Below are 26,539 nucleotides of genomic sequence, written 5' to 3'. Positions count from 1 at the left end.
CCGCGGAGCGGCCAAGAGGCCCGTCCCCACGCAGAGCGTAGGGACGAGAAAAGGGAGCAAAACGTAGGGAGAGATAAGGGAGCAGAGCGTGGGGCGAGGAAAGCCCAGCGATTCCCCGGGAGGGCGCGGCGCGCCCATGCTGTATCAACCCTGTGAGGAGGAGAGTGATACAGCATGGGCAGAAGGGCGAGGATTGGCGATTCTCGCGTCTCCGGCCATGCTCGCTCATCTGCGGGATGAGCCAGCATGGGAGGGGGGAGGAATGGCGTGAAGATAAAGCACCGGCGCCGGAAGCCGGGACTACGAACGAGTGCATAACCTGTTGGGAGTCCAGTCTTTAGGCTGTCTTCTCCTCTGGTGGGCGGGAACAGCCGCGGAAGGCCCCGCAGCGCCAACGCGCCATACTTGCTCAAACTAGAGGGGGAGGAAATTGAGCAAGTATGGGCGGAAAGGCCGCCGAGCCGCCCGGATCGCCAAAGCGCCATAGTTGCTCAACTGTCGGCGGCGGGAGAGGTGAGCAAGTATGGCGGCGCGGTGTCTGGTTTCGCAGACTCTGGCGAGGAGGGGGGCGCAGGCGCCAGGCGTGGGGCCGGGCTCGGCGTTGGAGGGCCTACTTCGCCGCGGGCGGTGTGGCCTCGGAGGGCGGCGCGGGCGCCTCGGCGGGGAAGAGCTGGCGGAATGCCTCGGGCGTGGGGTCGGGCGGTCCCCAGGCCGCCTCGCCGAAGGCCGCGAGGGCGAGGTGCGTGCGGCCCTCCGCCGCGGCCTCCAAGGCCAGCGCGAGCAGCGGCGAGGCGCCGGGAATGGCGGGCGACTTCTCGATGCACGGCACGGGGGCGTACTGCGCGGCGAACTGAAGGCGCTCGCGGGTCGCCGCGTCGTCGGGCACGGCGCCGCGCGCGATGCCGTTGAGCTTGTAGCGCGCGGCGGTCCTGAGGAACCGCTCGGCCGCGTCGGGCTCGGCCGGGACCGGGATGGCCGGCGGCACCACGCGCTCGCGGTTCGAGGGCCAATCGGCCATCCACAGGCAGGGGATGGTCGGCCCGCGCCCTTTGCGAAGGAAGCCGCCCTTGCGCGCGGGACGCACGAGCTGGAGGAGCGTCTGCGCGCCCCAGAACGAGCCCGCGTCCGATGCGCCGTGGATGACGACGGCGATGGCGTCCACGCGGATGAAGTAGCCCTCGATGACCATCTCGTCGGTGAAGGCGAGGCCGCGGACGCCGATGGTCCGCGCCGGCGAGTGGAGCATGCGCTCCTCCTCCTCGGGCTTCTTGCCGCCCTTGGCCGGGGCGGGGCGTGGAGGGGCGGTGAGTTCGTCGGATGCGAAGCCGGCAGGCGCGGGGCCTCGCGGCTCGGGCTCGGCGCCCATGGGCTCCTTGCCCTTGGGCGGCTCGTCGGGCGGGCGGATGGTGCGCGGCTCGACGATCCAGATGTCCTTGCGCGGCCCGTGCTTGCGCTCTTCGGAGATGCGGAGGATCGGCACGTCCACCCCGAACTGCTCGCGGAGGCCGAGCTGCACGGCGCGGGCGGCGATGCGCGTGCCGCGGGTCGCGAGGTCCGACACCACGATCGCGGCGTACTCGTCGAACTCGAACTCGCCTGGCTCGAGGGTGATGCGCTTGGGGGCGGGGATCACGTGGACGCCCGGCGCGTCGCGGGCGGCCGCGGCGGCCAGCGCGGGGGCCAGCGAGAGGAGAACGAGGAGGCGATTCATCGGCAGCCCTCGGAACCGGGCGGGGGCCTCGTGACGGTTCTCTTGCGATGATAGCCGCTGCGCCGCGGCCTGTCAAACCGCGCAGGTGGGGTGGGTGCCGCCGCCCGAGAGAGGAGGCGCGGGCTCACGGGGCGGAGCCGGTGTAGACTTCGGTGACGCCGTCGTTGCCGATGACGGTGAGGGATTCGATGTCGTAGGCGTAGATGACCGAGCCGCCGGAGCCCTGCTGGTAGAGGACCCGGTCGTCGCGGTCGAGCAGCCTGAAGCTCTGGCCGTTGGCGTAGATGGTGGCCGTGTCGTTGCCCCCGCCGCCGCGGAGGCGGACCTGGTCGTTGCCGGGGCTGGCCTGGTACGTGAGCGTGTCGTCGCGGTCGCCGCCGACCATCCAGACGATGTCGTTGCCCTCGCCGCCGTCGGCGGTGAGGGTGTCGTTGCCCGAGCCGCCCTTCTGCCAGATGAAGTCGTTGCCCTCGCCGCCGGCGGCGGTGAGGGTGTCGTCGTTGTCGCCGCCGCGCTGGCGGATGTCGTCGTTGCCGGGGCCGCCGGTGGCGGTCTGGATGTCGGCGCCATTGCCGCCCTTCTGCTTGAGTTCGTCGTCGCCCTCGCCGCCGTCGGCGGCCAGAGCGTCGTCGCCTCGCTTGCCGCGTTGGACGATCCGGTCGTCTCCGTCGCCGGCGTTGGCGGTCTGGGTGTCGTTGCCGCGTCCGCCGCGCTGGCGGATTTCATCGTTGCCGGTGCCGCCGGTGGTGGTTTGGGTGTCGGCGCCGCGTCGCCCGTGCTGCACGATCTTGTCGTCGCCGCCGCCGCCGTGGGCGGTCTGGGCGTTGTCGAGGCGGTCGCCGTGCTGGCGGATGCGGTCGTTGCCGGGGTTGCCCTCGTCGTCCTGTCCCGTGTCCCCGCCGCCCGTGCCGTCGGCGCTGAGCTGGTCCTGGTCGGCGATGGGCGCGACGAGCTCCTGGGGGTAGCGGGGGTAGGAGTTGGTGCCGGGGTGGGCCCAGTCGGCGGCGTCGGTGACGGTGAGGCCGGGGGTGAGTTCGATCTTGCGGCAGCGGATCTCCTGGTCGCCATAGGTGACGTAGGGGCCGCCCATGTTCCAGGTGTCGGGGTCGTTGGGGTCGGTGACGATGCCCAGGTAAGAGCCCTCGAAGGCGTTGGGGATGCCGTCGTCGTCGGGGTCGTCGTAGGCGTCGCCATTGGCCTCGCCGTCGGCCTCGGCGGCGGCGATGAGGAAGGCCCAGGACTCGAAGATGGTCTTGTGGAGGCCCTCGTGCGCGATGACCTCGGTGGTGCAGTGGGGCCCGATGCCCTGGCCGGCCACCTCGATCCAGGCGCCCAGGTCGTTCTGGTAGAACTCGGGGCCGCTGTTCCAGGTGGCGCCGAGGTCGCAGAGGTTGATGTGGTTCTGGCCGGGCACGTAGAAGCCGTAGTTGTTCGGCACGTCCTCGTATTCCCATCCGGTGGTCACGCCGCACACGTTGCCGGTCTTCCAGTAGTAGAACCAGTTGGGCCCGGCGTTGACGCCCGTGCCGGGGTTGTTGGCGGCGGTTCGGGGGAAGAAGACCTCGAGCGGCTGCTCGGCCTGGGCCACCACGGTCGCGCCGTCCACCACCTGGGCCCAGAGCTTCTTGGGGCCGAAGGCCGCGTTGCTGGCGGGCAAGCCGGCGAAGACGGCCTTGACCTCGTAGCGGCTCGTGGCGGGGTTGTAGGTGGCCTTGCCCATGGCGCTGTGGGCGGTGGGGGGCTTGCCCGCCACGGTGCCGGCCCAGCCCGACGGCGCGCCGTCCAGCGTCTGCCACACGAGGGGCAGGGGGCCGACCGGCTCAATGCAGGCCCGCACCTTGTCGGCCACGCCCGCGACCGTGCCCGGGGCGACGGCAAAGCGGCACACGACCTCGAGCATGCCCGGGCCGGTCGAGGTGAAGACGACCTCCGAGTTGCCCACCTCGAGTTGCGTGGTCGCGGTGGGGTCGCCGTGCGGGGAGAGAATGGTCACTTTCGTGTCGCCGGTGGAGACGCCGATGCGGAAGGTGCCCGTGTCGGCCGCGCCGCCGGCGCGCACCTTGACGAAGTAGATGCCGGGCGTCAGGGCGCGGTCAATCTTCGCGCAGTCGTTCTCGCCCGAGTCGTCGTCCGAGGCGAGCAGGGTCGCCTGGTCGGCCGCGTAGAGCTCCAGGTAGGTGTCGGCGAGGCTGCCGGGCCAGGTCTCGATCGAGTAGGTGTCGGCCGCGGCCGCCGTGAAGAAGAACCAGCTCTCATAGCCCGCGGGCCACGCGTAGCCCGTCTTCACGGGGCCGTCCACCGTCAGCTCCACCAGTTCGGCCTGGTGGAGCATGATGGAGTCGAACGCCACGACCGACACGCCGACCCCATCGGTGACCTTGAAGTAGACGGTCTTGGGGTCGTTGCCGGGCGACAGGGTGAAGGGGGGCGCGGTCGAGTAGGGCTGCCACGTGGCGCCCGTGAAGCTCGGCAGCTCGCTGGCCATGTAATGCGTGGGGCTGCCGATGCACACGTTGTCGAGGGTCACGGTGCGGCTGGTGGCGTACAGCTCGCCGCTGTTGATCGCGAACACCGCAATATCCACGGCCCCGAGCGGGGCGGGGAACGGGGTGTCCTGCTTCTGCCGGGCGTCCTTGGGGTTCTCGCGGACGGCCTGGAAGCAGGCATCGGCGGCGTCGCCCGACAGCCACACCGTTCTCGCAGCGGGCTCGAAGCGGTAGCCGGGCCGGCTGGGCGTGATCGTGCACGGCTCGCCGTCGGCCGGCGCCGTGGCGGCGTAGAGGCCCAGGCGGTCGGTAACCTGCGGCGGCAGGCCATTCGAGAAGCTCAGCGTCACGTCCGCAACCGGCAGCCCCTCGGGAGTGACCACCAGGCCCCGGACCCTGCACGCGGTGCCCGCGCGGGCGGCCATCGCCTGCCACCCGAGGCCCGCCGCGAGCGCTGCCAGCACCGCCCACACCACCGCTCGGCGTGTAGTCATCACGGGTACCTCATGTCGGTTCGCCGTCCAGCCCCCAATTTTATCACTCCGTGGCGAGAGTTCAACCCTTCTTTTCCTTGATCTCGAACAGATTGCCATCGGCGTCCTGGACGAACGTGATGAGCGACGCGCCCTTGGGCACGCGGAGGATGCCGAACTGGAGCTGCTCGCACTTGCGCAGGAACTCGGGCAGGTCCCCGACGGCGAGGCACGTGTGCTCGATGCGCGGCGCCGCCGCGGGCGCCGCGGGGGAGATGAACACCTCGAAGTGCGCCGCCGGCCCTGTGTAGTTGATGATCGTCAACTCGCGGTCCACGCCGAACAGCGCGCGGCCGATCTCCGCGGGGAGGGCCTTGGGCGGCGCCTTCTGAAGGCCGAGCAGGCCCGTGTAGAAGCGATCGGCCCGGTCCTCGGAACTGGCAGTCACTGCAACATGAAGCAGGTTCATCTGGTTCCCCCGGTCGCTGCCGCCATGGGCATTGCCACGGGCAGCCCGCAGCCGGCACACGCTTGTAGTGCGGGCTTCAGCCCGTATCGGTACGGCCTGAAGGCCGCACTACAAACCCCGTCCGCCCCTTGCGTCGCTACTCGTTCGGCCGGATGATGACCTTGAGCGACTCCTGGCCATCGAGAACGAGGCGGAAGCCCTCCGCCGTCCGGCTCAGCGGCAGGACGTGGGTGATCATGTCGTCCACGACGATCCGGCCCGAGGCGATGAGGTCGAGCGACTGCTCCCAGTCGGGCGGGCCGCAGTAGTACGACGTGAGGATCGTGATCTCTTTCCGCCAGAAGTCGTTGAGCGGCACCACGGTGGCCTTCTCGGGGCCGGGCACGGCGAAGACCACCACCGTGCCGCCCTGGTCCACGCTCTTCCAGGCGGTATCGAAAGCCGACAGGGCCGACGTGCACAGGACCACGACATCGGCCAGGCGCCCCGTCTCGGCCACGAGGCGCCGGGGCACGTCTTCGGCGGCGTTGATTGTGGCCGCCGCGCCCGCCTTCTGCGCCCAGGCCAGGCGCCGAGGATTGATGTCGGACGCCACGACCCGCGCGCCCTGGGCGCGGGCCAGCTTCACGTGCAGCAGGCCCGACATGCCGCAGCCCAGCACCAGCAGGCTCTGCCCCGCTTTCACGCGGGCCAGCCGTTGCGCTCTCACCACGCAGGCCAGGGGCTCGATGAAGGTGCTCTGGTCATACGTCACGTGGTCGGGCAGAGGCAGCGAGCCGTTCTCGGCGATGATTCCGGGTACCAGCACGTATTCCGCAAAAGCGCCCGGCAGCCGCTCCTTGACCACGGAGCACTGGGGATAGTGGCCCTCCCTGCAATAGCGGCACTGAAGGCACGGCACCTTGGGCGCGAGGAACACCCGGTCGCCCGGCTTGTACTTGGCCGCCAGCGCGGCGCCCACCTCGACCACCTGCGCCCCGACCTCGTGGCCCTGCACCAGGGGCGCGCGGGGCAGGCGGTACCACTCGACGACGTCGCTGCCGCAGATGCCGCAGGCCATCACGCGGGCGAGCAGTTCGTTCGGCCCGGGCCGGGGCGTGGGCGCCTCCTCGAGGCGGATGTCGCGGTTGTTGTACCACAGGGACACTTTCATTCGATGCGCTCCTCGCAGACGGGGGGGCTGCGGGGCCTGGGCCGACCGCCTCTTGGGAATCAGCGGGTTCCGCCTTGCGGGCCCCGCTGTTCGAGAAGGGAGCGACAGGCAGCCACGAACTCGTGAGCGACGGCCAGGTCGCGTTCGGCATCCTCACGCGTGCCGCCCGGTTTGGCGCGATACTCGGCGCGTGACCTGTCGGCGAAGAGGCGGATGGCCGCATGGTGATAGCGGGCCTCCAGAAGGCCGGGAGCGGTGATGAACTGGCCGAAGGCCGCCCATACGGCGTGATGGGAACTGCGCTGGATGCCCAGCTCCAGCAACACGGCCGTGGCGGCATGGACGAGCTCATAGTAAGACCTGCTGATGGAATCAGATGGGTAACCCAGCCGCGCAAGGTCCTGGGCCGCGCGGAGGAGTTCCTCGGCCCGTGCCAGATGGTCCTGAACGTCCTGCTTCACACGGGCACTCCTTCGGCCGCGATGCTCCTGTCCACGGCGGACTGCTGCGCCTCGTATTCGCCCTCGGAAAGGAAAAAGGGCACGAGGAGGCAATGCTCGCGCTGGGACAGTTCGCCGAAGATCGCGCTCGTGCGCTCGCTCTCGCGGTACGGGTTGAGCGTGCCGGCCAGAACCACGGCAACGTCAATATCCGAATCCTCGGTCGCCTCACCCCGGGCGAACGAGCCGAAGAGGTAGACGCCCCTGAGACGGGCGCCGTAGATCTCCGCCAGGCGCGCGCGGAATTCGCGAACCACCCGCAACGCCTCGTCGCGTGTCTTGACCACCGCTCAGTCCTTTCCGGCAACCGCTCGTTTCCATAGTCAAGAATAGGACAGGCCCGCGGGCATGTCAAGCACCACAGTGTCTGGCGCCCCCTTCTCCCGCCAGCCCCCTCACCTCCCAGGGAGGTGCCATGGCCCTGCGCTACTCGGACGTCCGCAACGCGGCTTGCTTTCGCGGGCGATTCCGGGCATTGTGGTCGCGTTGGGCCTCGAGGCGAAAGGAGATGCGCGGTGACGACTCTGACAGGCGTGCTGATGCTGGGCGCGCTGGCGTGCGCGCTGGCGGCCGAAGGCGAGCCGCCCGAACTGGTGGCCAACCCTGACTTCACGCAGCCAGGGCAGGGCGGCCTGCCCGCAGGGTGGACGGCGCTGCGGCCCGTGTGGGACAAGGCCGGCTGCACGGCAACATTGGCCCAGGGCGGCCTGCGGGTGGAAAGCGCAGGCCAGCCGTTCGCCGTGGGCGGCGTGACGCAGGACCTCCGGGGCATCCGGGGCGGGCAGGCGTACGCCATCGAGGTGCGCTGTGAACTCCGCGACATCCCCTCGCCCCTCCGCTCGGCGCTCGTGCGGGTGCTGTGGACGGCAAAGGGCGAGGCCGTGCACCCGGCGGGCGAGTACGTGCGCGGGCCGGCAGGGGAGGGCGGGAAGAAGAGGTTCAGCGACGTCCTCGTCGCGCCGAAGGAGGCCGACGGCGCGCGGCTGTCGCTCGAAGTCAAGTGGCCCCAGGGCGGCTCGGTGCTCTGGAAGCGCGCGAGCGTACGGCCGGCCCCGATGCCGGCGGCGCGGAAGGTGAAGATCGGCACCGTCTACCTGCGCCCCAAGGGCGGCACGCCCGAAGGCAACCTGAAGCGCTTCTGCGAGCAGGTGGACGCCGCGGGCAAGCTGGGCCTCGACATCGTGTGCCTGCCCGAGGCGCTGACGCTCGTGGGCACGAACAAGTCGGTCGCCGACGTGGCCGAGCCGGTCCCCGGCCCCTCGACCAAGGCCCTGGGCGAGGCGGCCCGCCGCGGCCGCCTGTGGGTGGTGGCCGGGCTGATGGAGCGCGACGGCGACCTCCTCTACAACACGGCCGTGCTGCTCGACCGCGAGGGGCGGCTCGCCGGCACCTATCGCAAAGTGCACCTGCCCCGCGAGGAGTGGCTCAAGGGCATCGCCCCGGGCGGCGAGTACCCCGTGTTCAAGACCGACTTCGGCGTCGTGGCGATCCAGATCTGTTACGACTGGTTCTTCCCCGAGGCGGCGGCGGCCTTTGCCCTGCGGGGCGCCGAAATCCTCTTCGCACCCACCTGGGGCACCACCTTCGCGGACAAAGAGGGGCGCGTGGAGGGCGAAACCGTCTTCCGCGTGCGCGCCCGCGACAACGGCCTCTACCTTGTGCCTTCTGTATACGACGGCAATAGCATGGTCATAGACCCGTTGGGACGCATCCTGGCCTCGAACCAGGGGCGCGACGGGGTGGCCTGGTGCGAGGCGGACCTGGCGGCCCGCGAACCGCTGTGGTGGGTGGGGCACTGGCGGAGCATCGGCCCGCGCGACCGCATGCCGGGCACCTACGGCCCGCTGACGGCGGAGCCGTGACAACCAATTACCTTTGCACACCGAATCTGACGCCAGAAGGGCTTGTATCCCGAAGCCCAAAAAGGTTAGAATACGGCTCGTCCCCTGTGAGCATTTCATCAGGCCCGGAGACTCCGATGAGACACGACTTCCCTCGGAAGGTCGGGAGCATCCTGTCCGCGCTGAGCCTGGCCCTGCTCGTCCTGCCGATGTTCGCCGGCGAAATGCCGCCGGACGAGCAGGCGAAGCTCGTGCTCAACGCCGCACGCAAGGCCTACAACGAGCAGAACTACCCCTTCGCCATCGAGCGCTTCCGCGAGTTCCTCCAACGCTTCGGGGGACACAAGGATGCGGTGTCGGCCCGCTACGGCATGGCGTTGGCGCTGCTGGAGGGGCCGGCGCGCGACTACCAGAATGCGATGAACGAGCTGGGCCAGGTGGTGGGCAACGCCGAATTCGCCGAGCGGCCCTATGCCCTCCATTACATGGGCGTCGCGCGGCGCGGCCTGGGCTACCGGATGCTCGCCGAGGCCGACGCCAAGCCCAACGAGGCGCAGAACTTCCGCAACCAGGCGCGCCCGCAGTTCGAAGAGGCGGGCCGCAGCTTCGCCGCCGCGGCCGACCTCTTCGCCCAGCGCGTCCAGGCCGCGCCCGCTCCCGCGGCCGGCGCGCCGCCCAACCCCGAGCTCGACTGGGCGGCCCGCTCGCGCTGCGACCAGGCCGAGATGCTCCTGCGCACCGACAAGTTCAAGGAGGCGGCCGACCTGGCCGCGGCGCTCCTCGCCGACCCCGTGCTCGGCAAGACGCAGTACCGCGCCCTCGCCCTCTACCACCTGGGCTACGCGAAGTTCGCGCTGCGCGAGTACCTGGAGGCCGGCCGCGCCCTCAGCCAGCTCGCGCCCTTCCAGCACGAGTTCGGCATCCACGCCCGCTACCTGCTCGCCCGCACCCACCACCTGGCCGGCGAACGCGCCGAGGCCGCCAACCAGTACAAGGCCGTGCTCGCCGCCTACGACGAGCACAAGAAGGCCGCCCAGGCCGCCCTCGGCAACCCCGCCGCGCTGCGCAACGACCAGCGCGAGTTCCTCGAAGCCCTCGTCAGGAACCCCCCGCCCGAGCACGTCATCCGCTCGCTCTTCTACCTCGCGCTCATCCAGGCCGAGGACGGGCGCTTCGCCGAGGCCCTCGCCGGCTTCACCGCGCTGCTCCAGCAGTTCCCCCAGAACCCGCTCGTGCCCGAGGCCCAGCTCCGCGTGGGCTTCTGCCAGATGCAGCTCAAGAACTTCCCCGAGGCGATCAAGAACCTCCAACCCCTCGCCGAGCACCCGCAACTGGGCGACCAGGCCCTCTGGTGGCTGGCCCGCAGCCAGGTGGGCGCCGCCGACCCCAACAACGCCCCGGCCTACGAGCAGGCCGTGCGCGGCGCCATCGAACTCCTCCGCCGCGCCGCCGACCGCGCGAACCAGCTCGCCCAGAACGACCCCATCGCCAAGCTCCGCCGCGGCGACATCCTGCTCGAGATGGCCGACACCCAGCAGCTCGCCAGGATGTTCCGCGAGGCCGCCGGCACCTACGCCCAGGTGCTCAACGAGAAGCTCAACCCCGACCGCGCCGAGGAAGCCCTGCAACGCCAGGTCACCGCCCTCCACCTCGGCGGCATGTACCGCGAGTCCGACGAGGCGGCCCAGCGCTTCGAGCAAACGTTCCCCAAGAGCACGCTGCTGCCGGCCGTGCTCTTCCGCGCCGCCGAGAACGCCTTCATGGCCGCCTCCACCGCCAAGCCCGGCCAGGTGAACCCGCAGGACCTCGCCAAGCAGTTCACCGAGGCCATCGCCCGCTACCAGCGCCTCCTCCAGCAGTTCCCCGAGTTCCAGTTCGCCAACCTGGCGCGCCACGGCATGGGCGCGTCGCACTACCACCTGGGCCAGTATGCCCAGGCCATCGAGGTCCTCAGCGCCATCCCCGAAATGGAGCGCACGGGCGACCTGGCCCTCGTGTCGTACCTGCTGGCCGACTGCCTGATCCGCACGCTGCCGCCCGAGGCCGACGACGCGCTGCTGGCGGCCAAGCTCATCGAGCAGTGCGAGCGCGCGGCCAAGCTCCTCGAGGGCTTCGTGGCGGCCAACCCCAAGAGCGCCCAGGCCCCCGACGCGATGCTCAAGCTCGGCTACTGCCAGCAGCGCATCGGCGCCGTGCTCGTCGAGCCGGCCGAGCGCCAGAAGCTCCTCGGCGCCGCCCGCCAGGTGTACGAGAGCTTCATGCAGCAGTTCCCGCAGGACCCCGCCATGCCCTCCGCCGTGTTCGAGCGGGCCAAGTGCCTGGCCCTGCTCGGCGACCCGGGCAACGCGATGAACGAGCTGGGGCGCTTCCGCGGCGACCCCTTCCGCAACGCGCCCGTGGCCCCGCTGGCGCTCGTGCGCCTGTCGAGCCTGATGCGCGCGCAGGGCCGCGCGCCCGAGGCCATGAAACTCATGGAAGAGTGCCGCGGCCAGCACGAGGAGCGGGTGAAGAACGACCCCGCCCGCAGCTCGTGGGTGCCGCTCATCCAGTACGAGCACGCCCTCGCCGTCAAGGAGGCCGGCAAGCTGCCCGAGGCCCGCGCCGTGTTCGACCAGATCGCCAAGCAGTTCCCCGGCAGCCCCGAGGCGGTGAACGCCCAGTGGCGCGCCGGGCAGTGCCTGCGCGAGGAGCTGGTCGCCTCGATGGCCGCCGCCAAGGCCAACGCCACGAAGCCGGGCGCCAAACCCGACGAGATCGCCGCGGCCAAGGCCGCCATCGAGCAGGGCCTCAAGGGCATCGCGGGGGCCGTGGAGTTCCTGCGCGCCCAGGCCGATGAACTCGGCAAGAAGGCCCCCGGCAGCGAGGCGGGCCTCCGCGCCCTCTACGAGCTGGCCTGGTGCTACCGCGTGCTGGCCGACGCCGAGATCGAGGCCGCGCGTCTCGCGCTTCAGGCCGACGCCGTGGCGAAGACCCTCGCGCGGCTCGGCAAGCCGGGCGCCGCGGCCCTGAACCCCGGCGAGATTCGCCCGCCCGACTTCCCGCTCACGGCCATCCCCGCGCAGCCCTCGGAGAAGCTGGCCCACGAAACCTACGCGCGCCTCATCGCCGCCGCGCCCGACGCCGTGCCGGCCATCCAGGCCCGCCTCGAGCTGGCCGAGCTGCGCGCCGGCCGCGCCAACCCCGACGGCGCCCTCGAGCTGCTCGCCGAGGCCCTCGAGAAGAACCCGCCGCTCGAACTGGCCGAACGCATCCGCCTGCGCCTCGCCACCCTCCTGCTCGCCCGCAACGACGCCAAGGCCGCCCTCGCCCAGGTGCAGGCCGTGGCGAAGAACCAGGCCACCCCCTTCGCCGGCGAAGTGCGCTACCTCGCCGGCGAGGCCCTCCTCCAGCAGGCCGACTGGCCCAAGGCCATCGAGCAACTCCTCCCCTTCCGCGACAACGGCCAGTTCCACAACATCCCCGGCGTCAGCGACCGCGCCGTGCTGCGCCTCGGCCACGCCTTCGCCCAGGCCGGCCAGTGGGACCAGTGCCGCAACACCCTCGATGCCCTCGTCAACCGCTATCCCAACAGCCCCTGGGCCGACGAGGGGCGCTATCAGCTCGGCTGGGCCTGGCAGATGATGAAGCAGCTCGATCAGGCCGTCAACCAGTACGCCCTCGTCACCCGCTGCACCGTGTCCATCTTCGGCGCCAAGGCCCAGCTTCAGATCGGCCTGTGCCGCCTCGAGCAGAAGAACTACCCCGAGGCCGCCAAGGCGCTCCTCGCCGTGCCCTACACCTACGACTACCCCGAGCTGAACGGCCAGGCCCTGTGCCAGGCCGCGCTGGCCTATATCGGCCTCAACCAGCCCGACGAGGCGGCGAAACTCTGGCAGCGCGTCGCCAAGGAATTCCCCGGCACCGAGTGGGCGAAGGCCGCCGAACAAGGCCTCGCCGCGCTCAAGCCGGCCGCCGAACCGCCGAAGAAATAGGAGTCGCCCGTGGCATCACAGAGCGCAGGTTCCAGATTCCAGATGGCGCGGCACGCGGCAGGTGGTACACGGCACGCGACCCTGGCCAGGTCACGCACCGCACGGTACGCGTCCTGCATCCTCGCGCTGGCCCTCCTGCTGGCCCCCGGCGCGTCCCTCGCCTACATCGAGGCCGCCTTCACGCTCGGCAAGCTGATCGCCGACTCGACCAACATCCTCCTGTGCCGTGTCGAGAGTGTGGACAAGGAGAAAAACCTCATCGTCTACCGCAAGGTGCGCGACATCAAGGGCACGCATCCGGGCGACGTGATCAAGCACAACATCGGCCGCGGCGGCTTCCATCCCCGCGAGTGGCAGAACATCATGGCCTGGGCCGAGCCGGGCCAGCAGGCCGTCTTCTTCCACAACGGCGGCGCCGGCGAAATGTGCATCCAGAACTACTGGTACCAGGTCTACGCCGGCGAATGGTGGGCCCTCAGCCACGCCGAGCCCTTCCTCCTGCGCTCCTACGCCGGCAAGCCCGAGAGGCTGGTCCCCTACGTCACCGCCATCCTCGCCGGCCAGGAGGTCATCGTGCCGTGCATGGTGGACGACAAGCAGGCCTGCCACCTGCGCAACGGCAAGATCCAGCGCATGAAGGCCAGCCTGAAGCTCCAGGATTACAACCCCCAGCGCGACTTCGTCGGCTGGGGCGGCGAGGAATTCGGCCCCATCCTCGGCATGCCCGGCTTCACCCACTACTCCTCGGTCACCCGCGTGGACCCCGAGGCCGGCGGCATCGCGCCCGCCGACTTCGACGGCGATGGAAAGATGGACTTCTGTCTCTTCGGCGCAGGCCGCGTCGCCGTGCTCCAGAACGGCGGCACATCGCTCAACGAGGTGTCGCTGCCCCTCGGCACCGGCGCCTACGCCGCCGCCTGGGCCGACTACGACGGCGACGGCAAGCTCGACCTCCTCCTCGCCACCCCCCTCGGCCCCAAGCTCTTCCGCAACGAGGGCGAGGCCAAGTTCACCGACGTGAGCCGCGGCCTCCCCCGCCAGGACTACTACAACACCACGGCCGCCGCCTGGATTGACTACGACGGCAACCAGCGCCCCGACATCCTGCTCGCCGACGGCTTCCAGGGCCTGCGCCTCTACCGCAACATCGCCCACGAGGCCCCCAAGGCCGACGCGCCCAAGGTGGGCAAGTGGTACTACGCCGGCCCCTTCGACAACACCGAACGCCGCGGCTTCGACGCCGTCTATCCCCCCGAGCGCGGCGTGGACCTCAAGGCCGAATACCAGGGCAAGAACAACCAGAAGGTCACCTGGAAGGAAGGCCCCTTCACCGACGGCCAGATCAGCAACCTCGCCCTCTTCACCCCCGAGTCCAATGACAACGCCGCCGTCTACGTCTACCGCGAGTTCGACCTCCCCGGCGCCATGGACCTGCCCGTCTCCCTCGGCAGCGACGACACGCTCACCGTGTGGCTCAACGGCCAGAAGGTCCACGCCGAAAACACCGACCGCGGCTGCGCGCCCGACCAGGCCAAACTCACCCTCAAGATGCAGGCCGGCAAGAACAAGCTCCTCATGAAAATCTGCAACGGCTCCGGCGAGTTCGCCTTCTACTTCGCCACCCCCCAGGAGATCGCCCCGCCCGTGCCGCCGCTCTTCGAGGACGTGTCGGACAAGATGGGCCTCGGCCTCCACGGCCTCGCGGGCCGCCTCAAAGGCGACCACCTGGCCGTGGCCGACGTGAACGGCGACGGGCGCGAGGACTTCCTCTACAGCGCCGGCACCGGCTACCTCGTGCTCAACCTGCCCACCGGCTTCGCCGGCGCGGCCAACTCGGGCATCGCCTACCAGGCCGGCCGCGTGGCCCCCGTGTTCGGCGACTTCGACGGCGACAAGGCCCCCGACCTCTTCGTGCCCCAGGGCGCGGCCGGCGGCAAGCTCTTCCGCAACGACGGCCAGGGCCGCTTCACCGACGTCACGGCCAAGGCCGGCGACCTCGCCCTGCCCCTCGGCCACGTGGCCTGCGCCACCTGGGCCGACGTCAACAACCGCGGCCGCCTCGACCTCCTCCTCGGCTGCCTCAAAGGACCCAACCGCTACCTCAAGAACAACGGCAACGGCACCTTCACCGACGCGACCGACGAACTCGGCCTCCGCTACCGCATCTTCAACACCCGCGGCGTCGCCGTGCTCGACTTCAACCGCGACAAGGTGCCCGACGTTGTGTTCAACAACGAGGGCCAGGAATCGGCCATCTTCCTGGGCGACCCCGCCCGCCTGGCCGCTGCCACCCGTTTGGCCCAGGGCAAGTGAGCTGAAACCGCGAATCGCGCGAATCTACGCGAATCAGAAGAGCCACGGAAAGCAGAGCGAGAACCTGACGCAATGAGATCCGCACTCCGCACTCCGCACTTCGCACTGGCCGCCTTGCTCTTCGCCTGCGCGGCCCAGAGCGCCGACTGGCCGACCCACCGCGGCAACCCCGAACGCACCGGCTGCCTCGACGGCCAGCCCGGCCCCAAGGCCGGCAAGGTGCACTGGGTCTTCAAGGCCCAGCAGCACTTCATCGCATCGCCCGTGCCGCTCGGCAAGACGCTCCTTGTCTCAGGCCTCGGCGCCTTCAACACCGGCGTCTTCCACGTCCTCCACACCGACGCCGACGCGCCCCAGCGCATCGTGTGGTCGAAAAGCGCCCCCTTCCTCAAACTCCCCATGGTCTGCTCGCCGGCCGTGGTCGAGGGCCTGATCGTGTTCGGCGACGGCATGCACCAGACCGACGGGGCCATCCTCTACGCCCTCAAGGCCGACACGGGCCGTCCCCTCTGGCAGCTCCCCTTGCCAGGCAAACTGGTCCACCTCGAAGGCGCGCCCACCGTTCACAACGGCCGCGTCTACGCCGGCGGCGGCGAGGCGGGCATCCTGTGCGTGGACCTCAAGCGCGTGACCCTCGACGGCAACGAGCAGGACCTGACGGCCATCGAGAAGCTCATCGCCCAGCGCTGGGCCGAGCTCACCGCCCGCTACGAGGAGGAGAAGAAGAAGGACCCCCAGTTCGCCATCCCGCCCAGCGAGGACGCGCTGCCCAAGCCCGCCCCCAAGCTCCTCTGGCGCCAGGGCGAGGGCAAGTGGCACGTGGACGCCCCCGTCGCCGTCGCCGGCGACCGGGTGCTCGCCGGCTCCGCCTACATCGAGGAAGACAAGGTCGGCAAGTGCGCGCTCGTGTGCCTCAACGCCAACGACGGCAGCCTCCTCTGGGAGACGCCGCTGAAGATCAACCCCTGGGCCGGCCCCACCGTCATCGGCAACCTCGTGCTCGTCGGGTGCAGCAGCATCCGCTTCGACAAGAAGCTCATCCCCAAGGCCCAGGGCGAAGTGCTCGCCCTCGACCTCGGCAACGGCCAGATCAAGTGGCGCAAGGACCTGCCCGGCGGCGTCCTCTCCGCCATCGCTGTCCAGGGCGACCTCGCCGTCTTCACCTGCACCGACGGCCGCGTGCGGGCCTGGAACGTCCAGACCGGCGAACAGAAGTGGGAGTTCCTCGCTCCCAACCCCTTCTTCGCCGGGCCGGCCCTCGCCGGCGAAACCGTATACGTCGCCGACCTCAAGTGCGTGCTCTATGCCGTGGGACTGGCCGACGGCAAGGTGCAGTGGACCCTCGACGTGGCGGCCGACCCCGCCGTGCAGGCGCCGGGCATGGTGTTCGGCTCGCCCCTCGTGCACGGCGGCGACCTGTACCTCGCCACGTGCAACCTCGAGGGCACCTCGGCCGCCGACGTCCCCTGCGCCGTCGTCTGCGTCTCTGACAAAGCCGGCGCCGCCCAGAAACCCGTCGCCACGTTCCACGTGGACAAGAAACGCCGCCGCATCGAAATCCCCGCCCACATCGCCCCGCGCAAGCTGCCCAACCTCCAGGAAATCTACCCCCTCGAGGTCGTCGCCACCTTCCCCGCGCCCCACGGCCAGAAGGCCCACGAAACCGTCGTCACCTTCGAGGTCAAACCCAGCGACATCCACAAGGCCCTCGAACAGCTCGGCCTCAAGCCCGGCAGCCCCGCACGCGGCGACGAGAGCCCCGCCACAGGCCCCGAGGTGAACATCTTCCTCGCCGTCCCGGGCTTCATCGAGGGCAAGCCGCGTCTCCTGCCGATGGAACGCACGATGGTGGACCGCCGCACCGGCAAGACCCTGCCCCCCCTCAAGTGGCACTTCACCGGCTCCGTGATGCGCCAGCCCGACCCCGACAAACCGCTCAAGACCTACGGCGCCGACCTCGGCGGCACCCTCATCACCCTCTTCCCCGTCACCGACGAAACCGTGTTCCAGACCAATCTCACGATGAAGGATTCCACGCTCCTGCGCATGGAGACCAACAAGTACGTGCTGCCCGACGAAGGCGCCCCCGTGACCCTCATCATCGAGGCCAAGTAGCGTGAGCCTGAGCCTGACGCCGACGAAACTGCTCCACATCTGCCTCTGCCTGGCGGCACAGGCATCCAGCCTGTGGCCGCCGGCTGCCGTCGCCGGCGCCGCCGAGCCGCACCCCATTGTTCGGGTGGACACCGCGGGCGGCGCCGCCGCCCAGGCGGTGCTGCCTCCCCTCGCGCCCGCACCGCGCGCCGCGGCCTCCGGCACGCTAGTCCCTGCACCCATCCGCCCGTGGCTGCCGATGGCGGGCGGTTTCGGCATACCGCGGCTTCTGCCCGGCGACCAGCGCGGCCCGGCCCCGCTGCGCCCGACGGTGGATAAGCCGCCCCTCGCCATCGTGCCGCCGCCGCTCCGAAGGCTCGAAGCCGCGCCGGGGGCCTATGCGGCGGCACCCGACGCCGCCAACGTCGTACATCTGCCCCTGGGCAGCGACGCTGGCCGAAGCCTGGCGCCACGGGTGGCCTCGGTGCCGCCCGCGCGGCCCGTCGAAAGCCCGCGTCGCGTGGCCGCCGACACGCCGCAGGCCGCGCGCCTTCGCCCCACGACCGATCAGCCGCCCCTCGCCTGGGACCGCAGCCCCTTCGAGCCGCGCGTGCCCGCGATGCCCACGGTGCCGCTGGCCCATGCCGTATCACCTGACCCCCGCCTCGCGCCACTTGTCTCAGCGGCCTTCGTCCCGAAGGCCGACCGCCCCGCGACGACCGATGACCCGACCTGGGACCTCTCGCGCCTCGCCGCCATCGCCAGGGCGCCTGAATTGCAGCGTCCAAGCGCGGCCTTCGTGCGTTTGGCCATCCCCGACCCGTTCGAACTCCCTACACTCGTCGCGTTCCGCCAACCGCCTGCCGACGACGCGCCGCCCAGCCCGGCCCCCGGCCTTCCACCAAGACCAGCTCTGCCGCCCGCCCCTTAGCATGTTGACTTTCGTCACGCGATGTTGCCGCCAGGCAACATGGCCTGAAGGGCATGTCGCCATAGTTCTTACGACCATGCCACTGCCCAGACCATCACGCAGATGTTGACGGACGGCAACATGCCCCTTCGGGTCCCGCCCCACGAACGCGGTCTGCCTCTGCGCACCTCACCAGGCATATTGCACAAGTTGTTGCATCCTGGTGAGTTCCACTTCCGATCCGAAGACGCCAGTGATCAGCGACGAGGCGTGTGAGCGGCACGCGGTTTGCTGCGCCTTACACATGAAGGGGAATAGAGCACCTGGAGCGCTTACCAATCGCAGCGGCGCGGTCTTGTGGAGGTGCTGCCATGGTTACTCGGAGAGAGTTACCCGTTGTCGTCCTCCTCGCCGTCTTCCTGTGTCTGCCGGCTGCCAATGCGACGCCGATCTTCCGAATCGGCACCCAGGCAGAATGGCAGGCGGCCCTGAGCGACGGGCGCATCAAGCCGGTGCCGGGGCCCGTGTTCGAGCAGATGGTTCGGGAGGAGGAGGCATGGCCCCCCGAGTACCAATCGGCCCTCTTCTTCACGCCTGAACTCTACGTGATGGGCAGCCCGTGGCAAGGTGAGCCGGGTCTGGTCATGGCGTGGGGGCCGCCCGAGCCGCTGGGGCAAGACACACGGATGGCCGCAGCCTGGGACTACGTGTATCCCCAGGACCCCAACCTCAAGAACACGGTGATCGAGTTCTCGATCTTCCCGCCGGTGGTCAGCACGCTCTTCTCGCTGAACATCGTGGACCAGTTCGGCAACTACCGCGAATGGATCTGGCACGCGGGCGGGCCGGGCGAGGTGCCGGCAGGCCAGTGGTCCACGCTCGTGATTGACCCGGTCACGGGGGCGTCCAACTGGCCCACCTTCGCCGGCTCGCCATTCATCCACAACGTGCCGGGCAGCGCCTTCGACCTCTCGAGCATCACCATCCTGCGCTTCGACGAGAACATCACGGGCGGGTTCAGCAACTTCTTCCCGCCCCCGGAAGGGGGCCAGGGTTTGCCGCCGTTCTGGGTATGGAACGCCTGGGACCACGTCGCGGTTCAGCCCGAGCCGTCCACCCTCCTGCTCATCGGAGGGGGCCTGCTGGCCCTGGCCGGCAGGCGACGCAAGCGCGGCTAGCTCGGGAGGGGGGCGAACGCGGCTGGAGTGCGCGAGGGGCCGACGCGGCGCGAGCCGCGTCGGCTCTTTTCATGGCCCGCGCGAACCGGTATAATCGCCTGCGGGACCCCCAGCACTCCGAGGGCCACAGCCATGTTCAGGACGTTCAGCATCCTGTTTGCCGTCGCCGCGGCCGCGCGGGCGGTCGAGCCGCCGCCCAAGGCCAACTACCCGCTCGCCGACGACCTCGCCCAGCCCGCCGCCTGGAAGCCCATGTGGGGCACGGCCCCCGCCGAGGCCGCGGCCATCGAGGGCCGCCGCGCGCTCCGCCTGCCCTGCAACTTCCAGGGCACGAAGCACGACCGCGCCTCCTGGGACCGCGAGCTCAAGCTCGACCTCACGGCTTGCCAGGGACTCCAGTTCGACGTCTACTGCGCCGACGCGTCGCCCGTGTCGCAGTTCAGCCTCTACCTTCGCAGCGGCGGCGGCTGGTATGCCACCAGCTTCGCCCCCGAGGCCGCGGGCCAGTGGGCCCGCGTGAAGATCGAGAAGACCGATACGCGAATGGAGGAGACCCCCGCCGGCTGGGGCTCGGTGGACACGATTCGCATCTCCGCCTGGCGCGGGGCGAACCGCGACACGGAGTTCTTCATCGCCAACCTGGGCCTCCTGGGCGCCGACGCGCCCATCGCCATCCTCCGCGGCGAATCGGTCGCCAAGACCCGCCCCGACGAAGCCCAGTCCGTCGCCACCTTCACCAAGGCCGTGGCCGACACCCTCGACCGCCTCGGCCTCGCCTACGCCGTCATCAGCGACCTCGATGTCACCGTCGAACGCCTCAAGGGCAAGAAGATCGCCATCCTGCCCCACAACCCCGGCCTGCTCGACCCCGTGGCCGCGGCCATTGGCGACTTCCTGCGCGGTGGCGGCAGGCTCATCTCCTTCTACGCCCCGCCGTGGCAGCTCCGCGACCTCGTGGGTATCGCGGGCGGCGACCACGTGCCGCAGAAGTATCGCGGCCACTTCGCCGAAATCCGCAAGGCCGGCGACGGCTTGGCGGGAATGCCGCCGGCGGCCAGGCAGCTCTCGTGGAACATCCTCCGGGTCCAACCCGTCGAGGGCAAGAGCCGCGTCGTTGCCAACTGGTTCAACGACAGGGGCGAGCCGACCGGGGAGCCGGCCATTATCGTCTCCGAACACGCGATCCACATGACCCACGTCCTTCTCTCCGACGACCTGGCGAACAAGGACCGCCTCGTTCTCGCCATGCTCGGCCACTTCGAGCCGAAGCTCTGGGAGCAGGTGGCGAACGCGGCCATCCAGCGAATCGGCCAGTTCGGGCGATTCGAGTACCTCGATGGTGCGGCGAGGGCGCTCAGGGACAAGGCGGTTCGGCTGGTCGCGGAGAGAGAGTTCCCGGGGGCCATCGCCACCGCCGCCGAAGCCCATCAGGCCGCCATCGCCGCCTACTGCGCCGCGCAGAAGCCCCTCAGGGGCGAGCACCGGGCCTTCTGGTGCCACAGCGCCTTCGGGCCGGCGGGGATGGAGTGGGACGAATCCATCAAGGTCCTGGCCGAGAACGGCTTCACCGCCATCCTGCCCAACATGCTCTGGGGCGGCCTGGCCTACTACGAAAGCTCCGTGCTGCCCGTCGCGCCCGAGGTGAAGGAGAAGGGCGACCAGATCGCCCGCTGCGTCGCCGCCTGCCGCAAACACCACGTCGAGTGCCACGTCTGGAAGGTCAACTACAACATGGGCTGGAACGCCCCGAAGGACTTCCTCGCGCGAATGAAGGCCGAGGGGCGCACCCAGGTGATGTTCGGCGGCAAGCCCGAGCCGACCTGGCTCTGCCCCTCCCACCCCGACAACCAGAGGCTCGAGATTGATGCGATGGTGGAGGTCGCCACCAAGTACGACGTGGACGGCGTTCACTTCGACTACATCCGCTACCCCGGCCCCGAGGGCTGCTTCTGCCCCGGCTGCCGCGATCGCTTTGAGAAGGCCATCGGGGCGAAGGTCGCCAACTGGCCCGCCGACACGCGAAAGGATGATGCGATTCGCCAGAAATGGCTCGACTTCCGCCGCGAGCAGATCACCAAAGTCGTCTCCGCCACCGCCGAACAGGTCCGCAAGGCCAAGCCCAAGGTGAAGATCTCCGCCGCCGTCTTCCCCAACTGGGCCGTGGACCGCGACAACGTGGGCCAGGACTGGAAGCTCTGGTGCGAGCAGGGCTGGCTCGACTTCGTGTGCCCGATGGACTACACGCCGCACATCGCGTCGTTCGAGAACCTCGTGAAGCAGCAGACCGAGTGGGCGGGCAAGGTGCCCTGCTATCCCGGCATCGGCCTGGGCGTCTGGCCCCCGGGCGACAACATCGTGAAGCTGATCGACTTCATCGGCGTCACGCGGAAGCTGGGCACGAGGGGCTTCACCATCTTCGAGTACCGCGCCCCCGAGGCCCGCGACATCGTGCCCCTGTGCGGCAAGGGGATCACGAGGAGAGAGTGATGGACCGCGAATCGCGCGAATCTGCGCGAATGGAACCGACCGGGGCAGGGCGCGAATACTGGCCCGCGGAAGGGAAAGCTCCGCGCCAGGTGCATAACGAAATGGCCGCCGACCGCGCCCACGAGGCCGGGGGCCCGGGGGGATCGAGGCGATACGTGGCGACGCCCTGGCGCCCAGCCCCTGAGCAGCACGCCGACCCCATCGCCCGCGTTGACGGCCAGCGGCGCACCTTGTGAGCTTGCCGAGAAACGTCCCACACGCTATCTTGGAACGCGCCGAACACGAGACGTGACACTCAGGAGAGAAGCCATGAGCAGCAGCGAACCCACCCCCGCCCCCGTCGCCACGGGCGGGCAGGTTCGCCTCGTCCTGGGCGCGGGGCTGATCACCACCACGCTGGCCCTCCTCGGCGTTTACCTGCTCAACCGCCATGCCGACGCGAACGTGATGGGCTGGTACGCCAATTACGTGATCCCCGTGGGGGCCATTCTCGTGGGCCTGGCGGCCGCCAGCGGTTACGGCCTGGCCTCGTGGTTCGCCGGCGTGAAGATCACCAAGATGCTGCTGTGGACGATCGTGCTCGTGCAGATCGCCGCCTACTTCGCCGCGCAGTATATCGAGTACACGGTGCTCAAGCCCGTTTACCGGGACGGCACACCGCTGGGCTTCTGGGAGTACTTCGACGCCGCGACGCGCGCCTTCGCGTGGAAGGGCGCGGGCGGGATGCCCGGTCAGCCGCTGGGCGCCTGGGGCTATGGCCTGCGGGCGCTGGAGGTCGCCGGCTTCGTGCTCGGCAGCCTCGTCGTGCCGATCATCCTGTGGAAGAAGGCCTACTGCAACACCTGCCAGGTCTACTTCCGCACGAAGTCGCTCGGCCTCATCCCCGCGGGCGTGGCGCCGCGCAGGGTGAGGAAGAACGACGCCGAGGGCCAGGCGGCCTACGCGAAGGAGCAGGAGGAGGCCTGGAGTGCAGGCGCCGCGTTGCTCGGCGCGCTCGCCGAGAAGGCAGCCGCGGGCGACGCCGAGGGCTTCCGCGCCCTGCTCGCCGAGCACGCGCCCAGGCCGCGGCAGAAGGAATATGCCAAGCTCGCCCGCCGCATCGCCCTCTCGGCCCAGCACTGCCCGCGATGCTGCGCGGGGTTCCTCGCCGCCACGGCCGTCGAGGGCAAGGCCAACCAGATCAAGCAGACCCCTCTCGGCCTCACGCCCCTCGCCCCGGCCTTCGTCCGCTCCGCCCTCGTGGAAAGGAGATGACCTGTGAACGTGGAGATCAAGTACTGCACGGCCTGAAACTATCGCCCGACGGCTGCCCGTGTGGCAGTCGAGCTGAAGCAAGCGTTCGACGCCCAGGTGAAGCTCATCGAAAGCAGCGGCGGCATCTTCGACGTGACGGTGGATGGCAAGCTCGTGTACTCAAAGCACAAGACCGGCCGCTTCCCCGACGAGGGAGAGGTGAGCGAGCTGGTGCAGGAACTCGGGCTCGATTGACTCGGCCCATCCGTTCCACGCGGCGCGGGACAGGCTCCGCGGGCACGCTCGGCCCTCGCGATGGGCTTGCCAGGGGTCGAACCAGGCGCTATGCTGGCGAAGCGGGAGTTGTGAGCGTGACGACGGAGGAGCCTGCCGCCGCAGAGGGATGAGCCGGGGTGCATTATCTCGACGAAACCAATCTCTTCCTGTTCCTCGTGCAGGTGATCCTTCTGCTGGGCCTGTCGCGGGCGGCGGGGATCCTCTTGTCGCGTGTGGGGCAGCCGGCGATCACGGGCGAGGTGCTGGTGGGGGTGGCCCTCGGCCCCACGATCCTCGGGCGGGTCGCCCCGGCGCTCCGCCAGGCCATCTTCCCCGATAACCCCGCCCAGTCGGGCATGCTTGAGACGCTCGCCTGGATGGGCATCCTGTTCTTCCTGCTCCAGATGGGGCTGGAAACCGATTTCACGGCGGCCTGGCGGCAGCGGCGCGAGGGGGCCCTCATCTCGCTGTCGGACCTCGTGCTGCCCATGCTGGTGGCCTTCGTGCCCTGCCTGCTGCTGCCGGCGGCCTATGTCGGCGATGGCGGCGATCGCCTTCTCTTCGCGCTCTTCGTGGCCACGATCATGACCATCAGCGCGCTGCCGGTGACGGCGCGGGTGATGCAGGACCTGAACCTGTACCGCAGCGACACCGGGCTGCTGATCCTGTGCGCGCTCACGATCAACGACGTGGTGGGCTGGATCGTGTTCGCCGTGATCCTGGGCTACGCGACCGAGGGCGGGATGAACCTCGCGACCGTGCCGTTCATTCTGGCCGCCACGGTGGCCTTCGCCGTGGCGTGCCTGACGCTGGGGCGGCTGGCCACGGACCGCGCGCTCGCCGCCTTCCATCGCTGGGGCCTGCCCGAGCCGGGCACGTCGCTCACCTTCATCTGCCTGCTCGGCATGCTGGGCGGCGCCATCACCCTCCAGATCGGCATCCACGCACTCTTCGGCTTCTTCATCGCCGGCATCATGGCCGGCGAGGCCAAGGCCCTGTCGGAGAAGACCCGCCACGTCATCGCGCAGATGGTGCGCGCCATCCTGGTCCCCCTGTTCTTCGCCTCGATCGGGCTGAAGGTGGACTTTCTGGCCCAGTTTGACCTCTTTCTGGTGGTGTTCATCCTGGCCATCGGGGTGGCGGGCCGCTTCCTGGGGGCGTGGGTGGGGGCGCGGCTGTCGGGCCGGCCGGCCGGCGAGCGCCACGTGATCGCCGTGGCCCATACGCCGGGCGGCGAGATGCAGATCGTCGTCGGCATCCTGGCTCTTGAGTTCCACGTGATCTCCGAGGCGGTCTTCGTGGCCATCGTGTTCGGCGCCCTGGCGTCCACCCTGGCCCTCGGCCCCTGGATGAAGTGGGCGCTGCGCGGCCTGCGCGCCGAGGGGGTGGCGTCCTTCTTCGCCCGCAGCGCCCTGGTGCCGGCGCTCCGGGCGGCTTCGCGCGACGAGGCGATCCGCGAGCTGTGCGCCGTGGCGGCGCGCCATCTGCCCGAGGGCGACGCCGAGGCCATCGCCGCCGCCGCGCTGGCGCGCGAGAACACCATGGGCACCGCGCTCGGCAACGGCATCGCCGTGCCCCACGCGCGCCTCGCCACTGCCCCGCAGCCTGTGGTGGCCGTTGGCCTGGCGCCGGCCGGCCTCGAGTGGAACGCCCCCGACGGCCTGCCCGTGCGCATCCTGTTCCTCGTCGTCACGCCGACCAGCGAGCCGGTCCAGCAGCTCCGAGTCCTGCGCACCCTGGCTGCGGCCATGGGCGTGGCGGCGAACCGCGAAGCCCTCCTCGCGGCGAAGGATGCCGATGCCATGTGGCAAGTCATCCGCAGGCTGGCCGCTGCCCCGATTGCTACGGTAGGCGGGAACCCGGCCAGTTGAGGGCGGGGGTCAGGGCTGCGTGTCGGCCGGCTGACTTAGCGCGGCCCGTCAGAGTCTCCGGACTCGGCCATCGTTGTGGACGACAAGCAGCGCGCCCTCGGGCGGGGCGTCGAGGGTGAGGGTGACGCCGGGGAAAGGGGTGACCTCGACCTTGGCGGCCACGGCACCGAGGGTGAAGGTGCGCACCAGGCATCGGTCGCCCAGCCGCAACCCCGACCACACCGGCTCCGCGCTGAAGAGCGGCGGGAACCTGAAGTTCACCGGCTCGCCCTTGTCGAGGAACTCGCGGTGGGCGAGGAGAGCGTCGTAGACGCTCCGCACGTCCTCGACCGACTCGAACGAGAGGGCGGGCGTGACGGTCTGGGGCCGCGTGGGATAGCCCAGGTTGAACACGTAGATGGTGGCGGCGCCGCGCAGGAAGGTGTGCCAAACCACCTCGCGGAAGGCCCGCTGGCTCATCGGCACCAGGAAGCGCGGGTCGGGGTTGTCAGGCGTGTAGCGGCTGAGGAACGGGATGCTGAGCTGGCCGGGCTGGCGGTTGGCGTTGCAGGTGCTCACGGTGCGCATCAGGTCGAAGAAGTAGATGGCGTCGGCCTTCTCCTGCGTCACGGGCTCATCAGGCTTGAAGTGGCGAGGGAGCAGGTTGGTGTTCGCGTAAGCGGAGGGCATAAGGGGCACGCTGGGGTCGAGCTTGCGCGGCGGGCGCAGGCCCTCGAACGGCATCTCGGCGCTGGAGGCGAACTCGCCGTAGTTGCCGACGATGGCGTTGGGGAACAGCTCGCGCACGGGCCTGGCCATGATCTCGACGATGAGGCGCGAGCGCAGCGCATACGTCCATTCATTGAACCGCTTGAAATCGTCCAGCACGCCGGGCGGGTAGTGCTTGCGGCATTCTTCGGACTTGCGTTGCGCTTCGAAACAGCCGTTCCAGGGGTGGGGCAGGGCCTCGTCGTCGAACCACACGCCGGCCACGCGGATGCCGGCCTCCTTGAAGGGCTGGAGCATCTTGCGCACCCGCTCGGCTCCGTCGCGCGGGTCGGCCAGCGGCAGGCACGGCCACTTGCGGGTCTCGTTCTTCCGCGTGGCGTCGGGGCCTTCGCCCCACACCGTGCAGTGGGCCCAGGCGCCCTTCTCCAGCAGCTCGCAGTCGGGCTGGAGGATGAAGACGGGGCAGCCGGCCTCGTCGAGGGTCCTGGCCATCGCCATTGCCCCGGCGGGGGTCCACTCCCAGCCCAGTTCCACGGTGGGCACGATGCCGCGCTCGGCCAACACGTCAATCGCCTTGCGGAGCGAGCCGTCCTCGCGCATCTTCGCGGCCTGGTCGTTGCGGGGCAGGGGGAAGTTCCACAGGATGAGCGGCAGGCGGCCCTTCATGTCGTGCTTCATCGGCTGCACGATGCGGGCGAGGGACGCGATGTCCCACTTCGCCTCGGGCGGCCCCTCGGCGAGCGCGGTGATCGGGGCAAGAATCGAACAGGCCATGAGGGTGAACTCGGCAGCGGTCATCCTGCGATCCTCCTGTGCGAGTTGCATGTGCGGCGTCGAACCTATAATCTACACGCAGGGAGGGTCT

16 protein-coding genes and 1 pseudogene are annotated in these 26,539 nt (G+C 69.8%); 10 read left to right on the top strand and 7 right to left on the bottom strand.

What is annotated here, in order from left to right:
• Nucleotides 1-610: 610 nt before the first annotated feature.
• From PLE19_09985 to PLE19_09960, 6 genes are all read right to left on the bottom strand, one after another.
• Nucleotides 611-1,711, bottom strand: a complete 1,101-nt coding sequence (locus PLE19_09985) for a glycoside hydrolase family 20 zincin-like fold domain-containing protein (GenBank protein ID HPD15270.1) — start codon at nt 1,709-1,711, stop codon at nt 611-613.
• A 124-nt stretch (nt 1,712-1,835) separates the two neighbouring features.
• Nucleotides 1,836-4,691, bottom strand: a complete 2,856-nt coding sequence (locus PLE19_09980; GenBank protein HPD15269.1) for a calcium-binding protein — start codon at nt 4,689-4,691, stop codon at nt 1,836-1,838.
• 61 nt (nt 4,692-4,752) lie between these two features.
• Nucleotides 4,753-5,139 carry a VOC family protein gene (locus PLE19_09975; GenBank protein HPD15268.1) on the bottom strand — a complete coding sequence of 129 codons (387 nt, stop codon included), beginning with the start codon at nt 5,137-5,139 and terminating at the stop codon, nt 4,753-4,755.
• A 136-nt stretch (nt 5,140-5,275) separates the two neighbouring features.
• Nucleotides 5,276-6,292, bottom strand: a complete 1,017-nt coding sequence (locus PLE19_09970) for a zinc-binding dehydrogenase (GenBank protein ID HPD15267.1) — start codon at nt 6,290-6,292, stop codon at nt 5,276-5,278.
• A gap of 59 nt (nt 6,293-6,351) precedes the next feature.
• Complete coding sequence (locus PLE19_09965) at nt 6,352-6,753, bottom strand: HEPN domain-containing protein (GenBank protein HPD15266.1); 402 nt, start codon at nt 6,751-6,753, stop codon at nt 6,352-6,354.
• Nucleotides 6,750-7,079 (bottom strand): nucleotidyltransferase domain-containing protein, encoded by a 330-nt coding sequence (locus tag PLE19_09960; GenBank protein ID HPD15265.1) that lies wholly within the window; start codon nt 7,077-7,079, stop codon nt 6,750-6,752. The genes PLE19_09965 and PLE19_09960 overlap by 4 nt, the downstream gene beginning before the upstream one ends.
• A gap of 228 nt (nt 7,080-7,307) precedes the next feature.
• On the opposite strand from PLE19_09960, the gene PLE19_09955 reads away from it, so the two are divergent.
• The 10 genes and pseudogenes from PLE19_09955 to PLE19_09910 all read left to right on the top strand — a co-directional run bounded on the left by PLE19_09955 (nt 7,308) and on the right by PLE19_09910 (nt 24,966).
• The gene (locus PLE19_09955) at nt 7,308-8,654 is read left to right on the top strand and encodes a carbon-nitrogen hydrolase family protein (GenBank protein ID HPD15264.1); all 1,347 of its coding nucleotides are present in this window, start codon (nt 7,308-7,310) and stop codon (nt 8,652-8,654) included.
• 116 nt (nt 8,655-8,770) lie between these two features.
• Nucleotides 8,771-12,604: a tetratricopeptide repeat protein gene (locus PLE19_09950; protein ID HPD15263.1), complete on the top strand. Its 3,834-nt coding sequence runs from the start codon at nt 8,771-8,773 to the stop codon at nt 12,602-12,604.
• Between the two features lie 9 nt (nt 12,605-12,613).
• Nucleotides 12,614-14,917: a VCBS repeat-containing protein gene (locus PLE19_09945; GenBank protein HPD15262.1), complete on the top strand. Its 2,304-nt coding sequence runs from the start codon at nt 12,614-12,616 to the stop codon at nt 14,915-14,917.
• 72 nt (nt 14,918-14,989) lie between these two features.
• The gene (locus PLE19_09940; GenBank protein HPD15261.1) at nt 14,990-17,032 is read left to right on the top strand and encodes a PQQ-binding-like beta-propeller repeat protein; all 2,043 of its coding nucleotides are present in this window, start codon (nt 14,990-14,992) and stop codon (nt 17,030-17,032) included.
• Between the two features lies 1 nt (nt 17,033).
• Nucleotides 17,034-17,942: a hypothetical protein gene (locus PLE19_09935; protein HPD15260.1), complete on the top strand. Its 909-nt coding sequence runs from the start codon at nt 17,034-17,036 to the stop codon at nt 17,940-17,942.
• Between the two features lie 350 nt (nt 17,943-18,292).
• Nucleotides 18,293-19,099, top strand: a complete 807-nt coding sequence (locus tag PLE19_09930; protein HPD15259.1) for a PEP-CTERM sorting domain-containing protein — start codon at nt 18,293-18,295, stop codon at nt 19,097-19,099.
• A 132-nt stretch (nt 19,100-19,231) separates the two neighbouring features.
• Nucleotides 19,232-21,586, top strand: a complete 2,355-nt coding sequence (locus PLE19_09925; protein ID HPD15258.1) for a family 10 glycosylhydrolase — start codon at nt 19,232-19,234, stop codon at nt 21,584-21,586.
• 309 nt (nt 21,587-21,895) lie between these two features.
• On the top strand, nt 21,896-22,840 hold the full coding sequence (locus tag PLE19_09920) for a hypothetical protein (GenBank protein ID HPD15257.1): 945 nt from the start codon (nt 21,896-21,898) through the stop codon (nt 22,838-22,840).
• Between the two features lie 51 nt (nt 22,841-22,891).
• Nucleotides 22,892-23,074 (top strand): annotated as a pseudogene (locus PLE19_09915) (Rdx family protein).
• A 158-nt stretch (nt 23,075-23,232) separates the two neighbouring features.
• On the top strand, nt 23,233-24,966 hold the full coding sequence (locus tag PLE19_09910) for a cation:proton antiporter (protein ID HPD15256.1): 1,734 nt from the start codon (nt 23,233-23,235) through the stop codon (nt 24,964-24,966).
• A 48-nt stretch (nt 24,967-25,014) separates the two neighbouring features.
• Here PLE19_09910 and PLE19_09905 read toward each other — a convergent pair whose 3' ends face one another.
• On the bottom strand, nt 25,015-26,472 hold the full coding sequence (locus PLE19_09905) for a hypothetical protein (GenBank protein HPD15255.1): 1,458 nt from the start codon (nt 26,470-26,472) through the stop codon (nt 25,015-25,017).
• Nucleotides 26,473-26,539 lie beyond the last annotated feature (67 nt).

It is taken from the genome of Planctomycetota bacterium (assembly GCA_035384565.1).
Taxonomy (GTDB): Bacteria; Planctomycetota; PUPC01; order DSUN01; family DSUN01; genus DAOOIT01.
This window is presented reverse-complemented; position numbering and strand designations above follow the sequence as displayed.

Coding starts and splice junctions, on each gene's coding strand:
- PLE19_09985 (HPD15270.1), bottom strand. CDS start 1,711: ATGAATCGCCTCCTCGTTCTCCTCTCGCTGGCCCCCGCGCTGGCCGCC.
- PLE19_09980 (HPD15269.1), bottom strand. CDS start 4,691: ATGACTACACGCCGAGCGGTGGTGTGGGCGGTGCTGGCAGCGCTCGCG.
- PLE19_09975 (HPD15268.1), bottom strand. CDS start 5,139: ATGAACCTGCTTCATGTTGCAGTGACTGCCAGTTCCGAGGACCGGGCC.
- PLE19_09970 (HPD15267.1), bottom strand. CDS start 6,292: ATGAAAGTGTCCCTGTGGTACAACAACCGCGACATCCGCCTCGAGGAG.
- PLE19_09950 (HPD15263.1), top strand. CDS start 8,771: ATGAGACACGACTTCCCTCGGAAGGTCGGGAGCATCCTGTCCGCGCTG.
- PLE19_09940 (HPD15261.1), top strand. CDS start 14,990: ATGAGATCCGCACTCCGCACTCCGCACTTCGCACTGGCCGCCTTGCTC.
- PLE19_09930 (HPD15259.1), top strand. CDS start 18,293: ATGGTTACTCGGAGAGAGTTACCCGTTGTCGTCCTCCTCGCCGTCTTC.
- PLE19_09925 (HPD15258.1), top strand. CDS start 19,232: ATGTTCAGGACGTTCAGCATCCTGTTTGCCGTCGCCGCGGCCGCGCGG.
- PLE19_09920 (HPD15257.1), top strand. CDS start 21,896: ATGAGCAGCAGCGAACCCACCCCCGCCCCCGTCGCCACGGGCGGGCAG.
- PLE19_09905 (HPD15255.1), bottom strand. CDS start 26,472: ATGACCGCTGCCGAGTTCACCCTCATGGCCTGTTCGATTCTTGCCCCG.